Below are 22022 nucleotides of genomic sequence, written 5' to 3'. Positions count from 1 at the left end.
AGGGGGTGGACGCCCCCGATGACCTGCCCGTCGCCGGGACGGTCGTGCTCCTCCGCGACGGCGGAGACGGTCTCGAGGTCCTGCTGATGCGCCGCCCGGATCGCGGCTCGTTCGCCGGCGGCTGGGTGTTCCCCGGAGGCAAGGTCGACGACGAGGACCGGCGACCGGGTGAGTCCGAGATCGACGACGCGCGCCGAGCCGGCATCCGCGAAGTGGCCGAGGAGGTGGGCCTGGAGGTCTCCGGGCTCGTCCCGCTCTCGACCTGGCATCCCCCCGTCGAAGCCCCGACACGCATCCGCACCTGGTTCTTCCTCGCACAGGCGCCCACCGCGCCGGCCGTCCCGTCACCCGCCGAGGTCGACGAGATCGCCTGGTCGTCGCCGGCGGCGGCGCTCGCGCGTCATGCGTCGGGGGAGTGGACGCTGTTTCCGCCGACCTGGGTGACGTTGCATCGCCTCACGTCGTATGACGATGCGAGGTCCGCTTTGGCCGCAGCGGGTGCGCCCGCGCTGTTCCGCACGCGGGTCGTCGAGCGCGAGGGAGGCCGCGACTTCGCCTGGGAGCAGGGCATCCTCGACACCCGCGAACTGCCCTGGCGATTCGTCGAGGCGTGACGCGCCGACGACGCAGCGCTCGGTGGCGATCGACCCGCGCCGCCGGCTCAGCTGGCGAGCAGGCGACGCAGGTGCGCGCCGACCGCGTCGGTCTCGATGAGGAAGCCGTCGTGTCCGAAGTCGCTGGTGAGCACCACCGCGTCGTTGCCGTCGAGGGTGTGCGGGATGCTCCGTGCGATGCGGTGCTGCCCGTCGACGGGGAACAGCCGGTCGCTGTCGATCCCGAGCACCAGGGTGGTGGCGGTCACGGTGCGCAGGGCCTCTTCGACGCCTCCGCGATCGCGGCCCACATCGTGGGAGTTCATGGCCTCGACGAGCGTGATGTAGCTGTTGGCGTCGAAGCGGCGCGTGAACTTGTTGCCGTGGAAGTCGAGGTAGGACTCGACCGCGAAGCGGCCGCCGTGGCCCAGGGGCGAGACTCCGGACTGCCATGAGCGCTGGAACCGCTGATTCAGCTCGATGGGGCTGCGGTAGTTGAGCAGCGCCATGCGGCGGGCGAGCGCGAGCCCGCGATGCGGACCGTCGCCGTCGTCGAGGTCGTAGTACTCGCCGCCGAGGAATCGCGGGTCCATGCGGATCGTCTCGATCTGCACGGTGTTGAGCGCGATCTGGTCGGCCGTCGTCACCGGGGGCGAGGAGAGCACGGCGAGGCGCTCGACGCGGTCCGGATGGGTCACCGCCCACTCCAGGGCGTGCATACCTCCCATCGACCCGCCGATCACCGCGGCCCACGCCTCGATCCCGAGCGCGTCGGCGAGGCGCACCTGTGCGGCGACCTGGTCGCGCACCGTCAGATAGGGGAAGCGCGATGCCCACTCGTAGCCGTCGGGGGCGACGCTCGCGGGCCCGGTGGAGCCCTGGCATCCGCCCAGCATGTTGGGGGCGATCACGAACCAGCGATCGGTGTCGAGGGGTGCGCCTGGACCGGTGAGGTCCTCCCACCAGCCGGCTGTCGGATGCCCGGCGCCGGCCGGCCCGCGCACGTGGCTGTCTCCGGTGAGCGCGTGCAGGACGAGCACCGCGTTGTCGCGGGCGGCGTTGAGCTCGCCCCAGCTCTCGTAGGCCAGACGGATGCTCGGCAGCTCGGCGCCGCTCTCGGTGCGGAAGGCGCCGGAGGCGGCGAAGCGGCGGCCCCCGGCGGGGTCGCCGTCGCGCCAGGCGCCGGTCGCCGGCGGTCGGGCGCGCAGCAGGCGGACGTCGGCGTCGGTCACGAGTGCCGACGGCACCGTGTCCTCGGAGGTCGTCTGCCAGTCCATGCTCCCCATTCTCCCGTGGTCCACGGGGTGCCCGGTGAACGTTACGTCGCGCTGACGCAGACGGATGCCCCGGACCGCGGTGGTCCGGGGCATCCGTCTCTGTCAGTGCGCGATCAGGCGCGGGCGGCCTCGCTGACGCGACGCGCCGCGGCCAGGGCCTGGTCGAGGTCGGCCTTCAGGTCGTCGATGTTCTCGATCCCGACCGAGAGGCGCACGAGCCCGGGCGTCACACCGGCGGTGAGCTGCTGCTCGGGGGTCAACTGCGCGTGCGTCGTCGACGCGGGGTGGATGACCAGCGAGCGCACGTCGCCGATGTTGGCGAGGTGGCTGAACAGCGAGAGGCTGTTGACGAACTCGCGTCCGGCCTCGACTCCGCCCTTCAGCTCGAACGACAGCACCGCGCCGACGCCCTTCGGGGCGTACTCGTTCGCCTTCGCGTACCAGGGCGACGACGGCAGGCCCGAGTAGTTGACGGTGGCGACGTCGTCGCGGCCGTCGAGCCACTCGGCGATCTCCTGCGCGTTCTGCACGTGGCGCTCGATGCGCAGAGACAGCGTCTCGACGCCCTGGATGAGGTTCCACGCGCTCTGCGGCGAGATCGCCGATCCGAGGTCGCGCAGCAGCTGCACGCGGGCCTTGATGATGTAGGCGAGCGGGTCGCCCACGGCCGCGGTGTAGCTCGCGCCGTGGTAGGAGGGATCGGGCACCGTGAGGCCGGGGAACTTCTCGACGTTCTTCGACCACTCGAACGAGCCGCCGTCGATGATGACGCCGCCGATCGTGGTGCCGTGACCGCCGAGGAACTTGGTGACGGAGTGGATCACGATGTCGGCGCCGTGCTCGAACGGACGGATGAGGTACGGCGTGGCGATGGTGTTGTCGACGATGAGCGGCACGCCGCTCTCGTGCGCGACGTCTGCGACCGTGCGGATGTCGAGCACGTTGATCTGCGGGTTGCCGATCGTCTCGGCGAAGAAGAGCTTGGTGTTGTCGCGCACCGCGCGGCGCCACTCCTCGGGGTCGTCCTGGTTCTCGACGAACGTGACCTCGATGCCGAGCTTCGCCAGCGTGTACTTGAAGAGGTTGTAGGTGCCGCCGTAGATCGAGCTGGAGGCGACGAAGTGATCGCCGGCCTCGGCGATGTTGAGGATCGCGAACGTCGACGCCGCCTGGCCGCTGGAGAGCACCAGTGCTCCCGTGCCGCCCTCGAGCGCAGCGAGGCGCTGCTCGAGCACGTCCTGCGTGGGGTTCTGGATGCGGGTGTAGATGTTGCCGAACTCGGCGAGCGCGAAGAGGTTCGCCGCGTGGTCCGCGCTGTCGAACACGTACGACGTTGTCTGGTAGATCGGCGTGGCGCGGGCCTTGGTGACGGGGTCGGGCGCGGCGCCGGAATGGATCTGCTTGGTCTCGAAACGCCAGGTCTCGGGTGCGGGCATGTGTTCCCCCTGGAACGATCGGTCGGAGTCGACGGCGGATGCCGCTCCAGCGAGAGTACGGAAGAGGACCGGCTGTCAACAACGGCCGGGAAATGTGACGTAACACGCGCGGTCGGCGCGACGACGCGGAACATCGTACGGTGGAGGCATGGCCAACAGACGTGCAGTGGTGACGGGTGCGAGTTCGGGGATCGGGGCGGCGACGGTGCGGGAGCTCCGGTCGCGCGGATGGGATGTCGTCGGCGTCGCCCGTCGTGAGGACCGGCTGGCGGCCCTGGTCGCCGAGACCGGCGCCTCGGCCATCGCCTGCGACCTCACCGATTCCGTGGCCGTCGACGCTCTCATCGCGGAGCTGGAAGCGACCGGCCCCGTTCATGCTCTCGTGCAGGTGGCGGGCGGTGCCCGCGGCACCGATCGCATCGAGGACGGCTCGGTCGACGACTGGCAGTGGATGTTCGATGCCAACGTGCTGTCGACCCAGCGCCTCGTTGCGGGGCTGCTGCCGCTGCTGCGCCGCGCAGCGGAGGCCGACGGACATGCGGACACCGTTTTCGTGACGTCGACCGCGGCGCAGGCGGCGTATGTCGGCGGCGCCGGTTACAACGCCGCGAAGGCGGCGGAGGCGATGCTCGTCCGGGCGCTCCGTCAGGAACTCAACGGCGAGCCGATCCGGGTCGTCGAGGTGGCCCCCGGCATGGTGCACACCGAGGAGTTCACCCTCAACCGCCTGCGCGGTGATTCGGTGGCGGCGGACTCGGTGTACGCGGGGGTGGAGGCGCCGCTGCGCGCGGAGGACGTGGCGGACGTCATCGGCTACGCGCTGGACGCCCCCGGTCATGTGAACCTCGACCTCGTGACCATGCGTCCCGTGGCGCAGTCCGCTCAGCACCTGCTGGCGCGCGGTCCCCTGCGCGTGCGGACGGCGGACTGAGGGTGGCCCGTACCCTCGCGCAGCTCGCGGAGGACGGGGAGATCGATCCCGGCTGGGCGGAGGCCCTCGCGCCCGTGCAGGACGAGGTCACGGCGCTCGGCGAACGGCTGCGCGCCGAGGAGGCCGCGGGTCGCGGCTACCTGCCGGCGGGTCGTGACGTGCTCCGTGCCTTCCGACGTCCGCTGGCCGACGTGCGCGTGCTGATCACCGGTCAGGATCCGTATCCGACGCCGGGGCATCCCATCGGGCTCTCGTTCGCCGTGGAGGAGCACGTGCGCCCGCTGCCCCGCAGCCTGGTGAACATCTACGCCGAGCGGCAGAGCGACCTCGGCATCCCGCCTGCTCCGCACGGCGACCTGTCGGCGTGGAGCGATCAGGGGGTGCTGCTGCTGAACCGGGTGCTCACGGTGCAGCCCGGTGCGCCGGGGTCGCATCGCCGATGGGGGTGGGAGCAGGTGACGGAACTCGCGATCCGCGCTCTCGTCGCCCGCGACCAGCCGCTCGTGGCGGTGCTCTGGGGGAAGGACGCGGAGGGACTGCGCCCCCTTCTCGGCGACACCCCGATCATCGCCTCGGCGCATCCCTCGCCGCTGTCGGCGCGGCGGGGCTTCTTCGGGTCGCGTCCGTTCTCCCGTGCGAACGCGCTGCTCGCCGACCTCGGGGCGTCGCCGATCGACTGGCGGGTGGAAGGGGAGGCTCCGGCCTCCCTAAGCTGAACCCATGCAGTTCGAGCCGGGGGACCGACGTCGGGTGCTGCCGCGCCACCTGCGCCGAGAAGCGGCTCCCGAGGTGTTCTCGTACGCCATCCGTCCCGCGCGGTCGGGCGATCTGCCGCACGTGCGCGAGATCTACAACCACTTCGTCAGCAACTCCGCCGTCACGCTCGACGAGAAGCGCAGCAGCATCCCGTACTGGCGCGACAAGCTCGCCCTGCTCGACCGGCTGCGGCTGCCGTTCCTCGTGGCCGTCTCGCCCTCGGGCGCGGTGCTGGGTTATGCGCTGGCGCAGCCCTGGGCGGGGAAGAATGCTTACCGGTACACCGTCGAGGACTCGATCTACCTCGGGCCGGGCGCCGGCGGGAAGGGCCTCGGTGCCGCGCTTCTCCACGCTCTCGTCGAGGCCTGCGAGCGTCGCGGCATTCGCGAGATGGTCGCCGTCATCAGCGATCGGGGAGCCGAGGCGTCGATCCGACTCCATGCGCGGCTGGGCTTCGTCGAAGCGGGCCGGATGGCGGGAGTCGGCCGCAAGTTCGGGCGCGACCTCGGCACCGTCTACATGAAGCGCGCGCTTCGTCCTGTGCGGCGCCGCAGTCTCATCCCGGGCCTGCGCCGTCACTGAGCGTCGGGGATCACCGGGATCGCCGACAGCAGGGTGCGCGTGTACGCGTCGCGCGGCCGGAGGAGCACCGCGTCGGTGGCCCCGCGTTCGACGATGCGACCGTCCTTCATGACGACCACCGTGTCGCACAGGTGCTGCACCACGCCGATGTCGTGCGATACGAGCACCAGCGTGAGATCCTCCGAACGGCGCAGCTCGCGCAGCAGCTCGAGGATCTGCGCGCGCACCGTGACGTCGAGCGCCGACAGCGGCTCGTCGCCCACCAGGATGCGCGGCCGGTGGACGATCGCGCGCGCGAGCGCGATGCGTTGGCGCTGTCCGCCGGAGAACTCGTGCGGGTAGCGGTCGCCCATGTCGGGGTCGAGTCCGACCTGGACCAACACCTCGCGCACGCGAGCGCGGTGGTCGCCGGGGATGTCGAGCGCCCACAGCGGTTCACGGATGATCTGTCCCGCGGTCATGCGGGGGTCGAGCGAGGCGTACGGGTCCTGGAACACCAGACCGGTCTGCCGACGCACCCAGTGCAGAGATCGCGCGCGCGCCCGGGCGTCGATGTCGCGTCCGTCGAGCGAGACCGTACCGGCGGTCGGTCGGTCGAGTCCGAGCAGGAGGCGCACGAGCGTCGATTTCCCCGAGCCGGACTCGCCGATGATCCCGACCGACGAACCCTCGACGATGTCGAGGTCGGTCGGGTGCAGGGCCGTCTCCGGCCGTGAGCGCTCCCAGGGCGATCGCTTCGGCCGGAGGAAGTCGCGCCGCAGCCCGCGCGCGCTGAGCAGACTCACGATGCGCCTCCCTCGGGGCGCCACAGCGTCGCGGTCGCATCGCGGAGCAGGCCCCGCGTGACCGACGACTGCGGCGCACGCAGCAGCTGCGTCACGGGGGCGTCCTCGACCACCCTGCCCCGCTCGAGGACCACGCCGTGGGTGGCGACCTGCGCCAGCACAGCGAGATCGTGGGTGATGAACACGAGCGACATCCCCTCGTCCTGCACGAGCCCCAGGAGCAGGGCCAGGATCTCGGCCTGGATGGTGACATCGAGCGCGGTGGTCGGCTCGTCGGCGATGAGCAGTCGGGGCCGGCAGGCGAGGGCCGTCGCGATCGCCACGCGCTGACGCTGCCCGCCCGAGAGTTGATGCGGGTAACGGTCGACGATCGACGGCGGGTCGGGCAGGCGCACGCGTGCCGCCTCGGCGATCGCACGATCGCGAGCCTCTCGTCGGCCGATGCGCTCGTGGATGCGCACGGACTCGGCGATCTGGCGTCCGACGGTGCGGATGGGGTTGAGCGCGGTGCGGGGTTCCTGGAAGACGATGCCGATCTCGTCGCCGCGCAGACGGGCCAGTTCACGATCGGGGCGTCCGATGAGCTCTTCGCCGTTCCAGCGGACGCTTCCGCTCGCGACGGCTCCGTCGGGTAGCAGGCCGAGGATCGCGAGGGCGGTCAGCGACTTGCCGGAGCCGGACTCGCCGATCAGCCCGACCCTGGCGCCGTCGGGCACCTCGAACGAGACGCCGTCCACGAGCCGTCGCCCGTCGAGCTCGACGGCGAGGTCCTGCACCTGAAGACTCATGCGACCACCCCCGGGGTGTGCGTCTCGGCGGAGCGGTGGCGCAAGGTGGGATCCGTCGCCTCGCGGAGGCCGTCGCCGAGGAGGTTGAGCGCGAGCACGGTGATGGTGATCGCGAGGCCCGGCCAGATCACCGAGAGCGGATGAACCCCGATGTAGCGCTGCAGATCGGCCAGGAGGATGCCCCAGCTGGGCTCGACCACCGACGCGCCGAAGCCGAGGTACGACAGTCCCGCCTCGGCGAGCACGGCCACCGCCATCGACCACGACAGCTGCACGATGAACACCGGAGCGACGTTCGGGAGGAGGTGCCGTGCGAGGCTCTGCGCGGTGGTCAGGCCCGAGGCGCGCGCGGCGAGCACGAAGTCGCTCTGCTGCACGCGTCGGAGTTCGGGGCGCGTGACGCGGGCGATGTTCACGCCGAACCCGATGCCGACGGCCCAGATGACCACCCACAGCGATCCGCCCCACACCGACGAGATCATCATCGCGATCAGCAGCACGGGGAACGCGATGAGGATGTCGACGAGCACCGCCACGGTCTCGCGGACGCCGCGGGGCGTGAGGGCGCCCAGCGCGGCGAGGGCGATGCCGACGAGCGTGGCGACGATGCCGGCACCGACGCTGACGAACACCGTGGTGCGCGCGCCGGCCATGAGAAGGCTGAGGATGTCGCGTCCCGTGTCGTCGGTGCCGAGCAGGTGCGGAAGGCCGGGAGGCAGCCAGCGGTCGCGGATCTCCGATGCCTGCGGATCGAACGGCGTCCAGAAGACCGAGACGAGGGCGGCGAGGCCGATCAGGCCGACCACGATCATTCCGAATGCACCGGTCGGTGTCGCCGCGAGTCGGCGGAGCCACTGCGGCGCCATCACGCCTCCCTCTGCCGGGGGTCGATGGCCCGATGCAACAGATCGACGAGGAACCCCACGACCAGCACGAACCCGGTCAGGACCAGCAGCTCGCTCTGCACCTTGACGAGGTCGCGCGTGCCGACATCGGCGACGAGCATCCGTCCGATGCCGGGGAGCGTGAAGAGCTGCTCGATGACGACCGACCCGACAATGATCCCGGCCACCTGCAGACCGAGCACCGTCACGATCGAGAGTCCGGCGGCCGGGATTCCGTGCCGTACGAGGGCCTGCGTGCGGGTGAGTCCCTTGGCCGCCGCCGTACGCACGAAGTCCTGACCGGCGGCCTGCAGGGTGGCGCTCCGCACGAACCGCAGGAGCATCGCCCCCTCGACGACGCCGATGGTGAGCGCGGGCAGGAGGAGGGCCTCCACGGCGCGGCCGGGAGTGCTCCACCCCGTGCGGGGGAATCCCTGCGGCGGCAACCACCCGAGCCAGACCGAGAAGACGACGATCAGCATCATGCCCGCCCACACGACGGGGACCGCGGCGAGGGCTTGCGCCCCGACGCTCAGGACGGTGCCGGACGGGCGTCCGCGGCGCAGCGCGGAGAGGATGCCGAACGGGACAGCGATCACGACGGCGATCAGCAGGGACAGGATGCCCAGGGGCACCGTGACCTGCGCCTTCTGCAGCAGCTCCTCTCCGACGGAGGCCCCCGACAGGAGCGAGGTGCCCAGGTCGCCGCGAAGAAGCCCGCCGACCCACTCCGCGTACTGGGCGATGAGCGGCTTGTCCAGGCCGAGCGAGGTGCGCAGCGCGTCGACCTCGGACGGGGAGGCCTGCGTGCCGGCGATGAGCTGCGCGACATCGCCGGGGAAGACTCGCAACGTCAGGAAGATGAGCGCGCTCGCCACGAGGAGGCCTGCGATGAGCAGGGCCCCTCGAGCGAGCGCGTAGCGGAGCATGTCGACGGGGCGTTCAACCGGCGTCGAGCACGGAGACGCCCGCGAGGTCGATGCGGGAGTTGATCGAGTCCTTCGCGAAGCCCGTGACGAGGGGGCTCACAGCGGTGAGGGTCTCACCGTTGTACAGCCAGTCGGCGGCGTGGTCCTCCGAGACGATGCGCGCGGCCTCGGCGAGCAGCTCGGCAGCCTTCTCCGGATCGACCTCGGCCTCGGCCTGGGTGTAGAGCTCCTGCACCTCGGCGTTGTCGTACCCGAAGTAGTAGTCGGGGTTCGCGAAGTTGCCGAAGTCGCGGGGTTCGACGTGCAGGACGAAGCTGAGGTCGTAGTCGTGGTTGGTGTACACGTCCTCGAGCCAGGCCGGGAACTCGACCGCGTCGACGTCGAGCGTGACGCCGACCTCGGCGAAGTCGGAGATCAGCACCTTCGGCACCGTAGTGCCGTAGAACGAGGGGATCGTGAGGGTGAGCTCGAGATCCTCCTGGCCGGCCTCGGCCAGCAGCTCCTTGGCGCGCTCGGGGTCGTACGACATGACATCCGAGAGGTCCTCGTAGCCCGGGTCGAGTTCCGGGATGGGGCCGTACAGCTCGGTGCCGGCACCGACGGCTTCGATGAGAGCCTCGTGATCGATGGCGAGTCGCAGCGCCTCGCGCACGCGCACGTCGTCGAGTGGCGCCTTCGCGTTGTTGAAGGCGAGCGTCGCCTTGTCGGTGGTGCGGCCGGTCGTCAGCGTGAAGTCGCCGGAGTCCTCGAGCTGCGGTGCGAGGTTCGGGTCGACCGCGGTCAGCACGTCGAGATCGCCGGCGAGGGCCGCGTTCACTCCGGCGGTGAAGTCGGGAATGTACTGGAACTCGACCTCGGCGACCCCGACCGGCTCGCCCCAGTATGCGTCGTTGCGAGCGAACGTGATCGTGCTCCCCTTGTTCCACCGGGTCAGGGTGAACGGCCCCGTCCCGTTCTCCGCGGTCTTGAGGTCGGTGGTATCGCCGGCCTTGAACACCAGACCGGCGGGTCCGGTGAGGGCGAAGAGGAAGTTCTGGTCGGGCTGCGACAGCACGATCTCGACCGTCGAGGCGTCGGGGGCGGTGATCGCGGAGACCGCGCCGAACTCCGCGTTGCCCTGCAGGGTGGCGTCGGTGCGCACGGCCTCGTACGAGGCGACGACATCGGCGGACGTGAGGGGAGAGCCGTCGTGGAACGCGATGCCCTCCTGCAGCGTGAAGGAGTATGTCAGGCCGTCGTCGGAGACGGTGTACTCCGACGCGAGTCGCTCCACGATCTCGTTGTCCTGCGTGCGCGTGACGAGTCCTTCGTAGATGTTGTCGATGAGGATCTGCTCGAGTGCGGCGCCGCTCGTGCGCCGGATGTCGAGGTTGGTCGGCTCGAGCACCAGGCCGACGCGCAGCGTGGCATCGGGATCGGGGGAGCCCGTGGGCGTCGCGGCCGGCTCCGTCGAGCCGCTGCACGCGCTCAGGATCAGGGCGGCGGCCGCGAGGGCGGAGATCAGAGCGGGGCGACGAAAGCGTCGGGACATGGGATTCCTCTCGGTGCGGCAGGTGCTGTGTGCCGGTGGATCGAGCCTAGGGACGGGGGAAGGGGGAGGGGTCGGAGAACGGAACGGAACGTCACATTCCGCGGGGGGACGGTGGGGTGGCCGTCGCCTCGAGGACCAGGCGGGCGAGGTCGTCCGGCGCCGTCTCCTGGACGTTGTGCGAGGCGTCGATCTCGACGACCCTCGCCGTCGGGACGCGCTCTGCGAACACGGCGGCGTCGTCTGCGGTGACGAAGCCCCGTGTCGCGCGGACGAGGGTGATCGGTGCCCGGACGGCGGCGAGGTCGTCCCACCCCGTCTCATGCAGGACGGACGGTGCGGTCGACGTGCCGGGGTCATGCGCCGAGAGCGCCTGAGCGGCGAGATGCGCGAAGTGATGCTTCCATTCGATGCGCCCGTCGTCGCGCACGCGCGTGTTGAGGAAGACGCCGCGCTCGGTCTCGGCGCGCGACCCACCGAAGCCGAGCGCCATCGCCTTGTCGACGAGCTCGTCCCGGGTGGCGAAGTCGGTCGGGCCCGCGTAGAACGCGCGGAGCGCCGACGGTCCCGCGCTGGTGTCGATGCCGGGGGTGATGTCGACGACGATCAGTTCGCGGACCAGATCGGGTCGGGCCGCCGCCAGCGCGGCTCCGGTGAGACCGCCCAGCGACTGCCCGACGACCACCTGGGAAGTCTCGGTCCAGGCATCGAGCGCCACGGCGACGTCGGCGGCCAGCACGCGCGGTGTGTAGTCGGCATCCGTCCGCCACGAGGAGTCGCCGTGTCCGGCGAGATCGATCACCAGCGTCGGGAGCCCGAGCGCGAGGACGGTGGTGTCCCACGTGTGGGCGTTGAGCCCGGCGCCGTGGAGCAGCGTCACCTCGGGGGCCGCGCCGCCGAAGCGGAGGCCGCTCAGCGTCCGGCCGTCCGGCAGGGGGAGTGTGAGTCGCTCGACGAGCGGCACGGGAACTCCTCGGGCGTCGGCCTGCGCGGGGAGGTAGCGGAACTCGCTGTGATCGGTCGGCACGTTCCCTATTTTGCGCCCTGACGGATGCGTTCAGGAAATGTCGATGCAAATTGCACGGCCACACCTGGCACGAACTATTCGAAATGAAAGACGAAGATCGGTCACATTGAGCATCCTGAATTTCACCCGCGGATACCCTCGCTCGCGCGACACGCGCTCGGAATATCATCGTCCCATGAGCGAGAAGCGAGTCCACCTCTCCAAGACCGAGCCCGCGGCGTATCAGGCGCTGGATGCGTTCTCTCGCACCGTCGGGGAGATCTGCGCGGCGAACGGCATCGACGATCGCCTCAAGGAGATCGTCATGATCCACTGCTCGCAGCTCAACGGCTGCGGATACTGCACACGCATCCACGTGGACCGCGCGCTCGCCGCGGGCATGGATGCGGATACGCTCATGCAGATCGCCACCTGGCGTGAGAGCGGGGTGTTCTCGGATCGCGAGTGCGCGGCCCTCGAGCTCGCCGAGGCGTTCACCTTCATCTCGGAGGAGGGGGTGTCCGACGAGGTCTACGACCGGGTGGGGAGCGTGTTCACCGAGAAGGAATACGCCGCACTCAGCTGGGCCTGCGTCTCGATCAACGCCTTCAACCGCATCGTCATCGCCGGGCGGTACCCCGTGCCGCCGCGAACCACGGCCTCGGCATGACCGTGCTCGACGTTCCCGGCGTGAACAACGTGCGGGACGTGGGCGGCATCCCCGCTCGCGGGGGCCGCATCCGCTCCGGCGTCCTTCTGCGCTCCGGGCAGCTGTCCGGAGCGACGGCCCAGGGAGCCGCCGAGCTGCGTCACCGCGTTCGCCGCATCGTCGACCTCCGGGACGGCGAGGAGGTGGCCGCGGAGCCCAGCGGCATCCACGGACCTGAGACCACGCACCTTCCGCTGTTCCTGGGGTCGGTGCGGTCGTTCTTCGAGACCGACACGAGCCTGGAGGACCTCTACCTCCACCTGCTCGAGGAGAGCGGACCCCGCTTGGCCGAGGCCGTGCGCATCATCGCGGCCGGGCAGCCCACGCTCGTGCACTGCACCGTGGGGAAGGACCGCACCGGTGTCACGGTCGCCCTCGCGCTCTCGGCGGTGGGCGCGGACCGCGAGGCGGTCATCGCCGACTATGCGCTCACCGAGTCGCAACTGCCCGCCGAGCGCAATCGCCGCATCGCCCGCTACCTGCAGCAGACGCACCCGGAGGCCGTGCACGCCGTCGCCCTCGCGACGCAGTCGCCGGCCGAGGTCATGCGGCGGTTGCTCGAGACCGTCGACGAGCGCTGGGGATCCGCCTCCGGCTACCTGCGCGCCCAGGGCCTCTCCGACGACGAGCTGGAGGCTCTCGAGCGTGCCCTCGTCGAGCCCGCGGAGTGAGCCAGAGTAGGTAAGGCATGCCTTCATCGGTGTTACGATGAGAACACCATGGAGACCTCGATCGAGACCCGGAGCAGCCGCGCGGCTCGCCGCGCCGCTCGTCGTCGTTCCCACCACCTCGTGACGGCCGACGAGACGTCGCTGGTCGATCTCGAGATGTTCCTCGCGACCCTGCCGCTGTGCGCGTCGGGGCGCGTCTTCATCGAGGTGCCGACGGTCGACGACATCCGGACCATCCAGGTCCCTGGCCGCATGACCGTGACGTGGCTCGCACGAGCCGATCGCACCGGCGCCCCGGGGAGCGGCCGCTCGTGCGCTCGTGGCGAGGCCGTCGCGCGCGCGACCTGCGCCTGGGCCGACGAGATGCTCTGCGACGGCGAGTACGAGACCCACATCACGCTGCTCGGGGGATACCTCGGTACCGCCGACATCGTCGATCACCTCAGGGGCGACCTCGGCGTCGACGCGGCATCGATCCGCGTTCCCGAGCGCTTCGCAGGGTTGCTGCCGACCGAGCGCTGACGCGTCACCGGCTGCGCGGCACGTAATTCCCGTCCTGCAGGCCGGCCTCGATCTCGAAGCGGTTACGCAGCGGATCACGGCCCGCGAAGAGGTACAGGAACGGCATGAGGAAGCCATAGCGCAGCCACTGCTCGCGGTGCACGGCCTCGTGCCTCAGCACGGCGTCGCTCGGCCGACGATCGCCGGTGAGGAAGCACCCACCGACGCAGACGCCCCCGCGTGCGAACGTCCATGACGGCATGCCGCGGAAGATCCACAGCCCTGCCCGACGCTCGACCGGTCCGGTGCTCCACAGGGTCCCCCAGAACCACCCGACCGAGGTGCCCCAGAGGTAACCCAGGCGACTGATGGGCGACCGCAGAAGGAACGCCGGGATGCGCCGGTCGAAACGGCGCCCGCGCTCCAGGGTGCGCTCGGCGCGCTCGCGCCAGTCCTCGTTCACGCGACCGCTCCGACCAGCCGGAGCAGCGAGCCCAGGTCGTCGACCGCATCGGCGGGCGAGCGCGGGGCGAAACCGGCGATCGTGGCGCCGGCGAGCGGGAACTCCTCGCGCAGGCGTCGGATCGCGGCGGCCAGCGCGCTCGGCGCGGCTCCGAACGGTGCGGGGGAGGAGACGCCCGTCAACTCCGCCGGATCGAGGACGTCGACGTCGATGTGCACCCACACCCGGGTCGCACCGGTCAGCCGCACGGCGTCGGCAAGGGCCTCCGGGCGGGCGAGGTCGTCGACGCTCACTCTGCGCAGCGCGGAGAGCGGAGCGGCCTCGGCCTCGTCGACCTCGCGGACCCCGACGGTGACGATGCGTTGTGGCGCGATGCCGGGGGAGAGGGCCACCTGCGGCTCGCCCTCGCCCAGGATCGCTCGCAATGCCATCCCCGAGAATGCACCGGACGGTGACGAATCGGGGGTGTGCAGGTCGGCGTGCGCGTCGCACCAGACGACCGCGAGGTCGTCGGTGCCGCCCGGGAGCGCGTCGAGGGCGCCGACCGTAATGCTGCAGTCGCCGCCGATCAGCACCGTGTCCTCGGTCATGTGCTCGCGCAGCAGAGCGCGGGTGCGGAGCAGGGCGCTGAGGCGTCGCACGCCCGTGCCCAGCGCCTCGCCCGCCTCGACGGGCACGTCGAGGAGCGAGGTGTGGGCGCGGGGCAGGTCGCCCGCGATCGCGCTCGCTCCGTCGACGAGGAGCATGGCCCGAGCGGCGGGCGAACCCTGCCACTGCGGAACGACGAGGAAACGCACCATGGGTGCCTCCGAAGAAGGACGGCGGATGCCTCGGCGCGATCGGCCGGGGCATCCGCCGTGGGTGGATCAGGAACCTTCGATCGCCGGGCGGGGCGCGGAGCCGCCCGCCTTCAGCTCGGCCAGACGCGCCTCGACCTCGGTGAGCTCTCCGAGGTCTTCGAGACTCTCGAACTGCGCGTCGAGGCTCGATGCGGCCAGCTCCGCCTTGCCCTGGGCGAGGGCCTCCTGGCGGCGGACCTTGTCTTCGAAGCGCCCCAGCTCGCTCGTCGGGTCGAGGACGTTGATCGACCCGATCGCGTCCTGCACCTTGGTCTGGGCCTCGGCGACCTTCGCGCGCGCGAGCAGCTCGCTGCGCTTGTTCTTGAGCTCGCCGAGCTTCTCCTTCATGCCGTTGAGGCCGCCCTTGAGCTTGTCGACGATCTCGGTCTGCGCGGCGATCTGCGGCTCGGCCGCGCTCGCCTCGCGCTCGGCGCTGATCTGGCGCTGCAGGGCGATCTTCGCCAGGCTGTCGAACTTGTCGGCACCCGCGGTGTCTCCGTTGCCGCGCATCTCGTCGGCCTTGCGGCTCGCGGCGAGGGCCTTGTTGCCCCACTCCGTCGCCGCCTGCACGTCTTCCTCGTGGTCGCGCTCGAGGAGGCGCAGGTTGCCGATCGTCTCGGCGATCGCCGACTCCGCATCGGCGATGTTGTTGGTGTAGTCGCGAACGAGCTGGTCGATCATCTTCTGCGGGTCCTCCGCAGAATCCAGGAGGGCGTTGATGTTCGCGCGGACGAGCGTCGAGATACGTCCGAAGATGGACTGCTTGGTCATGCGGGGTTCCTTTCAGAGAGGGACAATCGAAGTCTGGCCGAGTCGTCTGTGAAGTTCAGAAGCGTCCTCCTCCGGAGCGCCGCCGGGCGCCACCGGATCGTCCGCCGCCGCCGAAGCCCGAGCTGCGGAAGCCGCCGCCGCCCGAGCGCCAGCTGCTCCCCCGGGAGGAGCGGCTGCCGCCGCCTCCGCCCGAGAGCAGGCCGCCGATGATGCCGCCGAGGATGTCGCCCGCGAGGCCGGAGTCGTTCGTGCGTCCGCCGCCGAACGGGCCCCCGCCCCATCCGGAATCCCAGCCGGACGAGGAGGAGTAGGCCGACACATCTGCGGACGCGGAGGAGATCGCCTGGCGAGCGAGGTCGAGCGCGCGGCGGGCTTCGGCCAGCGCGGCATCGGGGGTCTGCGAACGGGCGGCCTCGGCCTGCGCCCGCGAGGCCTCGGCCTGGGACAGACGGGTGCGCGCCGTGGAACCGACCGAACCGCGTCGGGTCTCGATGAACTCGCGCGCGGTGCGGATCTCGGAGTCGGCCTGCAGAAGCGTCTGATCGAGCATCTGCCGCGTGCGCAGAGCGCGCTCGGCGTTCTCTCTGCTGCGCGCGATGGTCTGATCGATCGTCGCGTTGGCGGCCGACAGGGCCTCGAAGGCGCGCTGCGGATCGCGGGAGGGACCGGCGAGGTCGGCGCGCGCCGCCTCGAGCTGCTGCCGCACGGCGGAGGTCGCCGCCGCGAGGGACCCGTCCGGGTCGGGAAACTGCCGCGCCGTCTCGACGTCGGACTGCAGTTCGACCACCAGCGCCTGCGCGCGCGCCTCGGTCGCGGCGAGGTCGTCTCGGAGCGTCGTGAGCGCTGCGGCGAGCTGGTGCGCCTGCGCGACGGCCTGCTCGGCGGTGCGGATGGCGAACGCGGCCTCGCCGGATCGGCCGTCTGCGATGGCCTCGGATGCCGCATCGATCGCCCGGTCGGCGAGCGATGCGCGCTCCCGTGCCTGGGCGGGGTTCTCCGCCACGGCGGCGAGAGCGCCCGGCGCATAGGCGGCCGCGAGAGAGGAGAGGGTGCCGTCGGCGACGGGCAGCGCCGCCTCGAGGGATGCGCGCTCGGCGCGCACGCGCTCCAACTCCTGCGGGGCGTTCTGCTCCAGGCGGCGGAGCGCATCGAAGGCCTCGACGTTGTCGTCGAGGATGTCGTCGACCTCGTCGGCGATCTGGACGATGCGGATGTGCCAGGCGCGTCGGTCGTGGATCGTGTCCTCGATCTCGTCGTCGAGCTTCTGACGCAGGTCGAACGCTTCGGCGAGTCTTTCGCGCGCCCGATCGACCACCGCGGTGAACTCGGCCGTCGCGGCATCGCCGAACTGGGCGATCGCGAACGCCAGTTCTTCTCGCGACGAGGTGATCGCATCGTCGGCGCGCACCAGGGCCGCCCCGGCGAGGTCTTCGACCTGCGCATCGGTCATGGTCGAGAACGGGTCGGAGGGGTCGGGCGTCGCAGGCATCGCGCCGCGTGCGCGGATGGCCGCCTCGCGGCGGCGGCGGCGGACGACGGCGACTACGAGCCACACGACGAGAGCGACTGCGACGACCCCGACGACGACGAGGAGGACGCGAAGCGCACCGGCTCCGCCGTCGCCCTGGATCTCGTCGGCGGCGAGCGCCACCGCTCCGTCCCAGTCCTCCTGCGCGAGCAGGGGCTGGATCTTCTGTTCGATGTCGTCGAGTCGGTCGTCGCTCAGCGGACCGCCCTCGGCGCCGGAGATGAAGTAGCTCCGTTGCTCGGTCGCCACCGCCAGGAGGTACTGATCCGGTCCGAGGCCGTTGTCGACGGCCACCTGATCAGCCCACCCGATGCGATCGGACGGCGACGTGAACTCGTCGACGAAGACGACGAAGAGATCGGCGGAGGAGTTCTCGGTGAGTTCCTGCAGGCGCGCCTCGAGGGACTGGTCCTCGCTCGAGCTCAGCACACCCGCGTCGTCGGTCACGTACCCGGCGTCGAGCGTGAGCGGATCGGTGGCGGAGGCCGTGGAGGGGAGAGCGACGCCGAGGAGTGTGGCGAGAGCGAGCACGCACAGCGCTTTCCACCGTGTCTTCATCGCGTTCCCTCCGACCGGCAGGCGAGCCCCATGGCACGAGTCTATGCATTGCCCCCGACACGCGACAGCGCCGGGAGCGGATCACCCGTTCGCCCTCAGCGGAGACGCATACGCTGGAGGGCATGGATGACAGGTACGGTTCCGACGTGCTCGCCGCGGGCTGGCGGGAGCGCGGCGCGCCGAAGGTCGCGACGGTGCCGGCCGAGCTCGATCTGGTCGTCGAGGTCGTGGGCGACGGTTTCTGCGGAGCGGTGACGCGGGTGCAGAGCGGTGACGTCGAGCTCGAGGACTGGAAGGGGCGCAAGCGTCTGTTCCCCCTGGGCGGCGGCTTCCTCATTGAGGGGCGACCGGTGCGGCTGACCGCTCCGGCGCCGACGGTGCAGGCACCGCAGCGCACGGCATCCGGCTCCTTCGCCGTCGGCGATCAGCGCGCGCGGGTCGCACTGCCCAGCCGCATCCTGGTCGAGGGCAAGCACGATGCCGAGCTCGTCGAGAAGGTCTGGGGCGCAGACCTGCGGGTCCAGGGCGTCGTGGTGGAGTTCCTCCAGGGCGTCGACCTGCTCGACGACCTGCTCGCGGGTGAGCCTCCGTCGCGCGAACGGCGGTACGGCGTGCTCGTCGACCACCTGGTGCCAGGGTCGAAGGAGTCGCGGATCGCGGAGGCGGTGGCGCGCGGCCCGCACGGGCGGCACGTGAAGATCGTCGGGCACCCCTTCGTCGACGTGTGGCAGTGCGTGACGCCGCGGGCGCTCGGGATCTCGCGATGGCCCGAGATTCCGCGGGGGACCGACTGGAAGACGGGCATCTGCCGCGCCTTCGGCTGGCCGCACGAGACCCAGGCCGACACCGCGCGGGCCTGGCAGCACATCCTCGGCAGGGTGCACACTTATCGCGACCTCGAACCGGCACTGCTCGGCCGGGTGGAGGAGCTCATCGACTTCGTGACCGAGCCCGTCGGCTGAACCGCGGCGGCGGCGCGGCGGGGGCGCGGTGCCCGCCCGGATACCCTGGAACCATGCCCGAACCAGGAACCTTCCGCGACGAGCCGGTGTCGTTCGTGCGCCGCAGCGGCCGCATGTCCGAGGCGCAGGAGCGTGCCTTCACCGACCTCGCTCCGCACTACCTGCTCGACGTGCCGCGTGACGTGGCCTGGACCTCGGTGCACCCCGAGGCCCGCCTCGACGTCGCCGCCGAGTACGGTCGCGACGCCGACCTGATCGTCGAGATCGGCTCCGGGCAGGGGCACGCGATCGTCGCCGCTGCCTCGGCGCGCCCCGACACCGACTTCCTCGCCGTCGAGGTGTTCCGCGCGGGACTCGCCCGCACCATGCTCGACGCCGAACGGGAAGGTGCGCGCAACCTCCGCGTCGTCGAGGCGAACGCCCCGGAGGTGCTCTCGTCGTATCTTCCCGAGTCGGCCGCGAACGAGGTGTGGATCTTCTTCCCCGACCCCTGGCACAAGAAGCGCCACACCAAGCGACGGCTCGTGCGCCCCGGATTCGCCGACAACGCGGCTCGGGCGCTGGTCGACGGTGGTCTGCTGCGGCTGGCGACCGACTGGGAGGACTATGCGCTGCAGATGCGCGAGGTGCTCGACGCGGAGCCGCTGTTCGAGCGGGCGTTCGAGGGCGACTGGGCCGACCGTTTCGAGGGCCGCGTGATGACCGCGTTCGAGCGCAAAGGCCTCGCGAAGGGGCGCGACATCCGCGATCTGGTCTACCGTCGCCGACCCCGACCATGAACGACGTCCGCCTCTCGGCACGCGCCGGTCTCGCCCCGGCCGTGCTGGTGTGCGCGGCGGCTCCCGCGTTCTTCGTGTGGGAGAAGCCGTGGCTGGGGTGGGTCCTGATCGCCGCCGGCCTCATCCTGGCGGCGCTCCTCGAGCGTGGACGGGTGACGGCATCCGCCCCGTCGCTCACGCGGGATCTCTCGCTCGTCGCCCTGGGGATGCTCGTGGTCAGCGTCATCCCTCTCGCGGCCGAGCTCGACAACGGCGCCATGCTGCGTTTCACGCTCGCCCTCGGCGGTGCCGTGGTGCTGCCGTACGTCGTCTCGCGCTTCGTCTACCGGGATCGGGCGATCTCATTCCCCTGGCGCGGTGGGCGCCGCTGGGGTCGGCTGCAGTGGGGCTGGCTCGTCGCGGTGCTCGTACTCGGCTGGTTGATCCTGCCCTTCTACTTCATCAGCAGCGGCGTCTACCAGAACTGGCCGGTCGTCGACACTCCCGACCTCATCGCGCGTCTGTTCGTCGGTGTCGGCGCTGTGGGGATCTGGGACGAGCTGTTCTTCATCTGCACGGTGTTCGCGCTGCTGCGCCGACACTTCCCTGACCTCCTCGCCAATGCGCTGCAGGCGATCGTGTTCGTGTCGTTCCTGTGGGAGCTGGGCTACCGCGAGTGGGGTCCGCTCCTCACGATCCCGTTCGCGCTGCTGCAGGGCTTCATCTTCCTGCGCACGCACTCGCTCGCATACGTGGTCACGGTGCACCTGCTGTTCGACGCCGTGGTGTTCGGCGTGCTGGTGCATGCGCACAATCCGGGCATGCTGCCGATCTTCCTGGTCTGAACACAGGCGAGGGCCGTTCTGTCAGAATCGAGCCATGCTCATCGTCGGACTCGTCCTCGCCGCGGCCGCCGCCGCGTTCCACGTCTTCATCTTCGCGCTGGAGTCGCTGAAGTGGACCGAGCCCGAGACGAGGAAGATCTTCGGCGTCGCCAGCGAGGCGGATGCCCTGACGACCAAGCAGCTGGCGTTCAACCAGGGGTTCTACAACCTGTTCCTGGCGCTCACCACTCTGTTCGGCATCGGGTTCGCGATGTTCGGCTTCGAGACGATCGGACTCACCCTCGTGTTCGCCGGCACGGGCATGATGCTCGCCGCCGCGCTCGTACTGGTGCTCTCCGACCGCTCGAAGGCTCGGGCCGCCCTGATGCAGGGCACCCTGCCGCTGCTCGCGGTGGTCGTCACCGCCATCGCGCTCGCCGTCCGCTGAGTACGGCGAAGGGGACCGCCGACCGGCGATCCCCTTCGATGCGGCGGGCACCTCAGAACCGCAGGAGCACCTTGCCGACTCGTCCGGGCGTCTTGCTGAGGCGCACGGCGTCAGCGACGTCGTCGGCGTCGAACACGCCCGCGACGGGCAGGGTCAACGTGCCATCGCCCACCCGCTGGATCAGCTCGCGGAACAGACCCGCCTTCGTGTCGGCGTCGAGCTGCTGGGTGACCTTGCTGCCCCAGAACCCCTTCACGACCGCCTGCTTGAAGATGACGTCACCGGAGGCGATCTCCATGACGGGCGAGTTCATCGCGCCGAAGGCGACCAGCGTGCCGCCCTCGCCGAGGAGCGAGAGCACGTCGCCGGACGCAGGCCCGCCGACGGAGTCCACGCCGGAGGTGATCGATGCGCCGGCGGTGAGAGCCTCGACCTGGTCCCGCCAGTCGTCCTGATCGGTGGCGATCACGTTGACGATCCCCTGGTCGCGGAGTTCGTCGACCCCCTCGGTGCGACGCACGAGGCCGATCACGTTGATCCCGCGAGCGGCGCCCAGCTGTGCGAGCATGCGCCCGACGGCACCGTTCGCGGCGTTCTGCACGATCCAGTCGCCCTCGGCGACGTCGAGGAAGTGCAGCAGCGCGATCGTGCTGAACGGCATCGAGACCAGCTGCGCGGCGCTCTCGTCCGGCAGCCCGTCGGGTACGGGGATGAGGCCCGCGGCATCCGCGACGACGTATTCGGCCCAAGCGCCGAACGTCCCGCCGGTCGCGACGCGCTGACCGACCGACAGGTGGGTCACGCCGTCACCGAGCGCGTCGACCGTGCCGACCGCCTCGGTGCCGGCGCGCGCGGGCAGTTCCGGCACGTAGCCGTAGGTGCCGCGGACGGTCCAGAGATCGTGGTTGTGGATCGGCGAGAGCAGGATCTTGATCCGGACCTGGCCCGGACCGGGCTCCGGGGTCGGCCGCTCCTGCAGGGCGAGGACGTCCTCCGCCTCGCCGAAGGACTCGTGGATGAGTGCGCGCATGATTTCCTCCCTCAGTCGTCGGAGACGCTGATCGTGACGTCGATGTTGCCGCGGGTCGCGTTCGAGTACGGGCACACCTGGTGCGCGGCGTCGGCGAGGGCCTGCGCCTGCTCGTGGGGGAGGTCGGGGATGACGACCTCGAGTTCGACGGCGAGGCCGAAACCGCCCTGACCGTTCGAACCGATGTGCACGCGCGCGCCGACCGAGGTGTCGGTGAGCTTCACCTTCTGCGCACGCGCGACAGACTGCAGGGCGGAGTGGAAGCAGGCCGCATAGCCGGCGGCGAAGAGCTGCTCGGGGTTGGCGCCGTCCCCGCTTCCCCCCATCGCCTTCGGGATGGCGAGGTCGAACTCGACGCGGCGGTCGTCGGTGGCGACGTGCCCGTCGCGGCCGGCTCCGGTGGCGAGTGCTTCTGCGGTGTAGAGGGCTTCCATGGGGATTTCCTTCCTGTGGTGTGCGTCGGCG

At 70.7% G+C, this 22022-nt stretch carries 25 protein-coding genes; 11 read left to right on the top strand and 14 right to left on the bottom strand.

All coding sequences use genetic code 11. The annotated features are described in order from the left end of the window. Positions 1 to 5 precede the first annotated feature (5 nt). Positions 6 to 614, top strand: a complete 609-nt coding sequence (locus AC3A3J_RS12295) for an NUDIX hydrolase (RefSeq protein WP_487672540.1) — start codon at positions 6 to 8, stop codon at positions 612 to 614. A gap of 47 nt (positions 615 to 661) precedes the next feature. On the opposite strand, the gene metX is transcribed toward AC3A3J_RS12295, so the two are convergent. Both metX and AC3A3J_RS12285 read right to left on the bottom strand, forming a co-directional pair. Further along, entirely contained in the window at positions 662 to 1870 is a 1209-nt protein-coding gene (gene metX, locus AC3A3J_RS12290) for a homoserine O-acetyltransferase MetX (RefSeq protein ID WP_487672539.1), read from the bottom strand. Positions 1871 to 1983: 113 nt separating this feature from the next. Continuing rightward, on the bottom strand, positions 1984 to 3306 hold the full coding sequence (locus AC3A3J_RS12285) for a bifunctional o-acetylhomoserine/o-acetylserine sulfhydrylase (protein WP_314646643.1): 1323 nt from the start codon (positions 3304 to 3306) through the stop codon (positions 1984 to 1986). Between the two features lie 148 nt (positions 3307 to 3454). Here AC3A3J_RS12285 and AC3A3J_RS12280 point away from each other — a divergent pair, with 148 nt between their 5' ends. The 3 genes from AC3A3J_RS12280 to AC3A3J_RS12270 are packed head-to-tail and all read left to right on the top strand — an operon-like array spanning position 3455 to position 5575. Beyond that, positions 3455 to 4237 (top strand): SDR family oxidoreductase, encoded by a 783-nt coding sequence (locus AC3A3J_RS12280; protein WP_487672538.1) that lies wholly within the window; start codon positions 3455 to 3457, stop codon positions 4235 to 4237. A 2-nt stretch (positions 4238 to 4239) separates the two neighbouring features. Continuing rightward, positions 4240 to 4953: a uracil-DNA glycosylase gene (locus AC3A3J_RS12275; RefSeq protein ID WP_487672537.1), complete on the top strand. Its 714-nt coding sequence runs from the start codon at positions 4240 to 4242 to the stop codon at positions 4951 to 4953. A gap of 4 nt (positions 4954 to 4957) precedes the next feature. Beyond that, complete coding sequence (locus tag AC3A3J_RS12270) at positions 4958 to 5575, top strand: N-acetyltransferase family protein (RefSeq protein ID WP_487672536.1); 618 nt, start codon at positions 4958 to 4960, stop codon at positions 5573 to 5575. Here AC3A3J_RS12270 and AC3A3J_RS12265 read toward each other — a convergent pair. The 6 genes from AC3A3J_RS12265 to AC3A3J_RS12240 all read right to left on the bottom strand — a co-directional run bounded on the left by AC3A3J_RS12265 (position 5569) and on the right by AC3A3J_RS12240 (position 11516). Next, a complete protein-coding gene (locus AC3A3J_RS12265; RefSeq protein WP_487672535.1) occupies positions 5569 to 6360 on the bottom strand; it encodes an ABC transporter ATP-binding protein in 792 nt (263 codons plus the stop codon). The genes AC3A3J_RS12270 and AC3A3J_RS12265 overlap by 7 nt on opposite strands. Next, positions 6357 to 7148 carry an ABC transporter ATP-binding protein gene (locus tag AC3A3J_RS12260; protein WP_487672534.1) on the bottom strand — a complete coding sequence of 264 codons (792 nt, stop codon included), beginning with the start codon at positions 7146 to 7148 and terminating at the stop codon, positions 6357 to 6359. The genes AC3A3J_RS12265 and AC3A3J_RS12260 overlap by 4 nt, the downstream gene beginning before the upstream one ends. Further along, positions 7145 to 8014: an ABC transporter permease gene (locus AC3A3J_RS12255; protein ID WP_487672533.1), complete on the bottom strand. Its 870-nt coding sequence runs from the start codon at positions 8012 to 8014 to the stop codon at positions 7145 to 7147. The genes AC3A3J_RS12260 and AC3A3J_RS12255 overlap by 4 nt, the downstream gene beginning before the upstream one ends. Next, positions 8014 to 8961: an ABC transporter permease gene (locus AC3A3J_RS12250; protein WP_487672532.1), complete on the bottom strand. Its 948-nt coding sequence runs from the start codon at positions 8959 to 8961 to the stop codon at positions 8014 to 8016. The genes AC3A3J_RS12255 and AC3A3J_RS12250 overlap by 1 nt, the downstream gene beginning before the upstream one ends. A 13-nt stretch (positions 8962 to 8974) precedes the next feature. Beyond that, positions 8975 to 10492 carry an ABC transporter substrate-binding protein gene (locus AC3A3J_RS12245; RefSeq protein ID WP_487672531.1) on the bottom strand — a complete coding sequence of 506 codons (1518 nt, stop codon included), beginning with the start codon at positions 10490 to 10492 and terminating at the stop codon, positions 8975 to 8977. 91 nt (positions 10493 to 10583) lie between these two features. Beyond that, entirely contained in the window at positions 10584 to 11516 is a 933-nt protein-coding gene (locus AC3A3J_RS12240; RefSeq protein WP_487672530.1) for an alpha/beta fold hydrolase, read from the bottom strand. 175 nt (positions 11517 to 11691) lie between these two features. On the opposite strand from AC3A3J_RS12240, the gene AC3A3J_RS12235 reads away from it, so the two are divergent. The 3 genes from AC3A3J_RS12235 to AC3A3J_RS12225 are packed head-to-tail and all read left to right on the top strand — an operon-like array spanning position 11692 to position 13397. Beyond that, the gene (locus AC3A3J_RS12235) at positions 11692 to 12165 is read left to right on the top strand and encodes a carboxymuconolactone decarboxylase family protein (RefSeq protein ID WP_487672529.1); all 474 of its coding nucleotides are present in this window, start codon (positions 11692 to 11694) and stop codon (positions 12163 to 12165) included. Continuing rightward, positions 12162 to 12875 carry a tyrosine-protein phosphatase gene (locus AC3A3J_RS12230; RefSeq protein WP_487672528.1) on the top strand — a complete coding sequence of 238 codons (714 nt, stop codon included), beginning with the start codon at positions 12162 to 12164 and terminating at the stop codon, positions 12873 to 12875. The genes AC3A3J_RS12235 and AC3A3J_RS12230 overlap by 4 nt, the downstream gene beginning before the upstream one ends. A 48-nt stretch (positions 12876 to 12923) precedes the next feature. Next, the gene (locus AC3A3J_RS12225) at positions 12924 to 13397 is read left to right on the top strand and encodes an SIP domain-containing protein (protein ID WP_487672527.1); all 474 of its coding nucleotides are present in this window, start codon (positions 12924 to 12926) and stop codon (positions 13395 to 13397) included. 4 nt (positions 13398 to 13401) lie between these two features. Here AC3A3J_RS12225 and AC3A3J_RS12220 read toward each other — a convergent pair whose 3' ends face one another. The 4 genes from AC3A3J_RS12220 to AC3A3J_RS12205 form a co-directional block, all read right to left on the bottom strand. Beyond that, the gene (locus AC3A3J_RS12220) at positions 13402 to 13839 is read right to left on the bottom strand and encodes a Fe-S oxidoreductase (protein ID WP_487672526.1); all 438 of its coding nucleotides are present in this window, start codon (positions 13837 to 13839) and stop codon (positions 13402 to 13404) included. After that, the gene (locus AC3A3J_RS12215; protein ID WP_487672525.1) at positions 13836 to 14639 is read right to left on the bottom strand and encodes an arginase family protein; all 804 of its coding nucleotides are present in this window, start codon (positions 14637 to 14639) and stop codon (positions 13836 to 13838) included. The genes AC3A3J_RS12220 and AC3A3J_RS12215 overlap by 4 nt, the downstream gene beginning before the upstream one ends. 66 nt (positions 14640 to 14705) lie before the next feature. Next, complete coding sequence (locus AC3A3J_RS12210) at positions 14706 to 15449, bottom strand: PspA/IM30 family protein (protein WP_487672524.1); 744 nt, start codon at positions 15447 to 15449, stop codon at positions 14706 to 14708. A 55-nt stretch (positions 15450 to 15504) separates the two neighbouring features. Beyond that, positions 15505 to 17535 (bottom strand): TPM domain-containing protein, encoded by a 2031-nt coding sequence (locus AC3A3J_RS12205; protein WP_487672523.1) that lies wholly within the window; start codon positions 17533 to 17535, stop codon positions 15505 to 15507. Between the two features lie 122 nt (positions 17536 to 17657). On the opposite strand from AC3A3J_RS12205, the gene AC3A3J_RS12200 reads away from it, so the two are divergent. The 4 genes from AC3A3J_RS12200 to AC3A3J_RS12185 are packed head-to-tail and all read left to right on the top strand — an operon-like array spanning position 17658 to position 20527. Then, positions 17658 to 18497 (top strand): DUF3097 domain-containing protein, encoded by an 840-nt coding sequence (locus tag AC3A3J_RS12200; protein WP_487672522.1) that lies wholly within the window; start codon positions 17658 to 17660, stop codon positions 18495 to 18497. Positions 18498 to 18550: 53 nt separating this feature from the next. After that, the gene (gene trmB, locus AC3A3J_RS12195) at positions 18551 to 19276 is read left to right on the top strand and encodes a tRNA (guanosine(46)-N7)-methyltransferase TrmB (protein ID WP_487672521.1); all 726 of its coding nucleotides are present in this window, start codon (positions 18551 to 18553) and stop codon (positions 19274 to 19276) included. Beyond that, positions 19273 to 20100 (top strand): CPBP family intramembrane glutamic endopeptidase, encoded by an 828-nt coding sequence (locus AC3A3J_RS12190; RefSeq protein WP_487672520.1) that lies wholly within the window; start codon positions 19273 to 19275, stop codon positions 20098 to 20100. The genes trmB and AC3A3J_RS12190 overlap by 4 nt, the downstream gene beginning before the upstream one ends. Positions 20101 to 20134: 34 nt before the next feature. Next, positions 20135 to 20527, top strand: a complete 393-nt coding sequence (locus AC3A3J_RS12185) for a DUF1304 domain-containing protein (RefSeq protein ID WP_487672519.1) — start codon at positions 20135 to 20137, stop codon at positions 20525 to 20527. Between the two features lie 52 nt (positions 20528 to 20579). On the opposite strand, the gene AC3A3J_RS12180 is transcribed toward AC3A3J_RS12185, so the two are convergent. Both AC3A3J_RS12180 and AC3A3J_RS12175 read right to left on the bottom strand, forming a co-directional pair. Continuing rightward, positions 20580 to 21557 (bottom strand): zinc-binding dehydrogenase, encoded by a 978-nt coding sequence (locus tag AC3A3J_RS12180; protein ID WP_487672518.1) that lies wholly within the window; start codon positions 21555 to 21557, stop codon positions 20580 to 20582. An 11-nt stretch (positions 21558 to 21568) separates the two neighbouring features. Further along, entirely contained in the window at positions 21569 to 21991 is a 423-nt protein-coding gene (locus AC3A3J_RS12175) for an organic hydroperoxide resistance protein (protein WP_487672517.1), read from the bottom strand. Positions 21992 to 22022 lie beyond the last annotated feature (31 nt).

This window comes from Microbacterium sp. Soil_N32 (assembly GCF_057655505.1).
This window is presented reverse-complemented; position numbering and strand designations above follow the sequence as displayed.

Excerpts from the sequence above, each read along its gene's own strand:
- AC3A3J_RS12210 (WP_487672524.1), bottom strand. The coding sequence starts at position 15,449 with ATGACCAAGCAGTCCATCTTCGGACGTATCTCGACGCTCGTCCGCGCG.
- AC3A3J_RS12250 (WP_487672532.1), bottom strand. The coding sequence starts at position 8,961 with ATGCTCCGCTACGCGCTCGCTCGAGGGGCCCTGCTCATCGCAGGCCTC.
- metX (WP_487672539.1), bottom strand. The coding sequence starts at position 1,870 with ATGGACTGGCAGACGACCTCCGAGGACACGGTGCCGTCGGCACTCGTG.
- AC3A3J_RS12200 (WP_487672522.1), top strand. The coding sequence starts at position 17,658 with ATGGATGACAGGTACGGTTCCGACGTGCTCGCCGCGGGCTGGCGGGAG.
- trmB (WP_487672521.1), top strand. The coding sequence starts at position 18,551 with ATGCCCGAACCAGGAACCTTCCGCGACGAGCCGGTGTCGTTCGTGCGC.
- AC3A3J_RS12255 (WP_487672533.1), bottom strand. The coding sequence starts at position 8,014 with ATGGCGCCGCAGTGGCTCCGCCGACTCGCGGCGACACCGACCGGTGCA.
- AC3A3J_RS12270 (WP_487672536.1), top strand. The coding sequence starts at position 4,958 with ATGCAGTTCGAGCCGGGGGACCGACGTCGGGTGCTGCCGCGCCACCTG.
- AC3A3J_RS12235 (WP_487672529.1), top strand. The coding sequence starts at position 11,692 with ATGAGCGAGAAGCGAGTCCACCTCTCCAAGACCGAGCCCGCGGCGTAT.
- AC3A3J_RS12185 (WP_487672519.1), top strand. The coding sequence starts at position 20,135 with ATGCTCATCGTCGGACTCGTCCTCGCCGCGGCCGCCGCCGCGTTCCAC.
- AC3A3J_RS12225 (WP_487672527.1), top strand. The coding sequence starts at position 12,924 with ATGGAGACCTCGATCGAGACCCGGAGCAGCCGCGCGGCTCGCCGCGCC.
- AC3A3J_RS12215 (WP_487672525.1), bottom strand. The coding sequence starts at position 14,639 with ATGGTGCGTTTCCTCGTCGTTCCGCAGTGGCAGGGTTCGCCCGCCGCT.
- AC3A3J_RS12180 (WP_487672518.1), bottom strand. The coding sequence starts at position 21,557 with ATGCGCGCACTCATCCACGAGTCCTTCGGCGAGGCGGAGGACGTCCTC.
- AC3A3J_RS12285 (WP_314646643.1), bottom strand. The coding sequence starts at position 3,306 with ATGCCCGCACCCGAGACCTGGCGTTTCGAGACCAAGCAGATCCATTCC.
- AC3A3J_RS12175 (WP_487672517.1), bottom strand. The coding sequence starts at position 21,991 with ATGGAAGCCCTCTACACCGCAGAAGCACTCGCCACCGGAGCCGGCCGC.
- AC3A3J_RS12205 (WP_487672523.1), bottom strand. The coding sequence starts at position 17,535 with ATGAAGACACGGTGGAAAGCGCTGTGCGTGCTCGCTCTCGCCACACTC.
- AC3A3J_RS12260 (WP_487672534.1), bottom strand. The coding sequence starts at position 7,148 with ATGAGTCTTCAGGTGCAGGACCTCGCCGTCGAGCTCGACGGGCGACGG.
- AC3A3J_RS12230 (WP_487672528.1), top strand. The coding sequence starts at position 12,162 with ATGACCGTGCTCGACGTTCCCGGCGTGAACAACGTGCGGGACGTGGGC.
- AC3A3J_RS12190 (WP_487672520.1), top strand. The coding sequence starts at position 19,273 with ATGAACGACGTCCGCCTCTCGGCACGCGCCGGTCTCGCCCCGGCCGTG.
- AC3A3J_RS12280 (WP_487672538.1), top strand. The coding sequence starts at position 3,455 with ATGGCCAACAGACGTGCAGTGGTGACGGGTGCGAGTTCGGGGATCGGG.
- AC3A3J_RS12245 (WP_487672531.1), bottom strand. The coding sequence starts at position 10,492 with ATGTCCCGACGCTTTCGTCGCCCCGCTCTGATCTCCGCCCTCGCGGCC.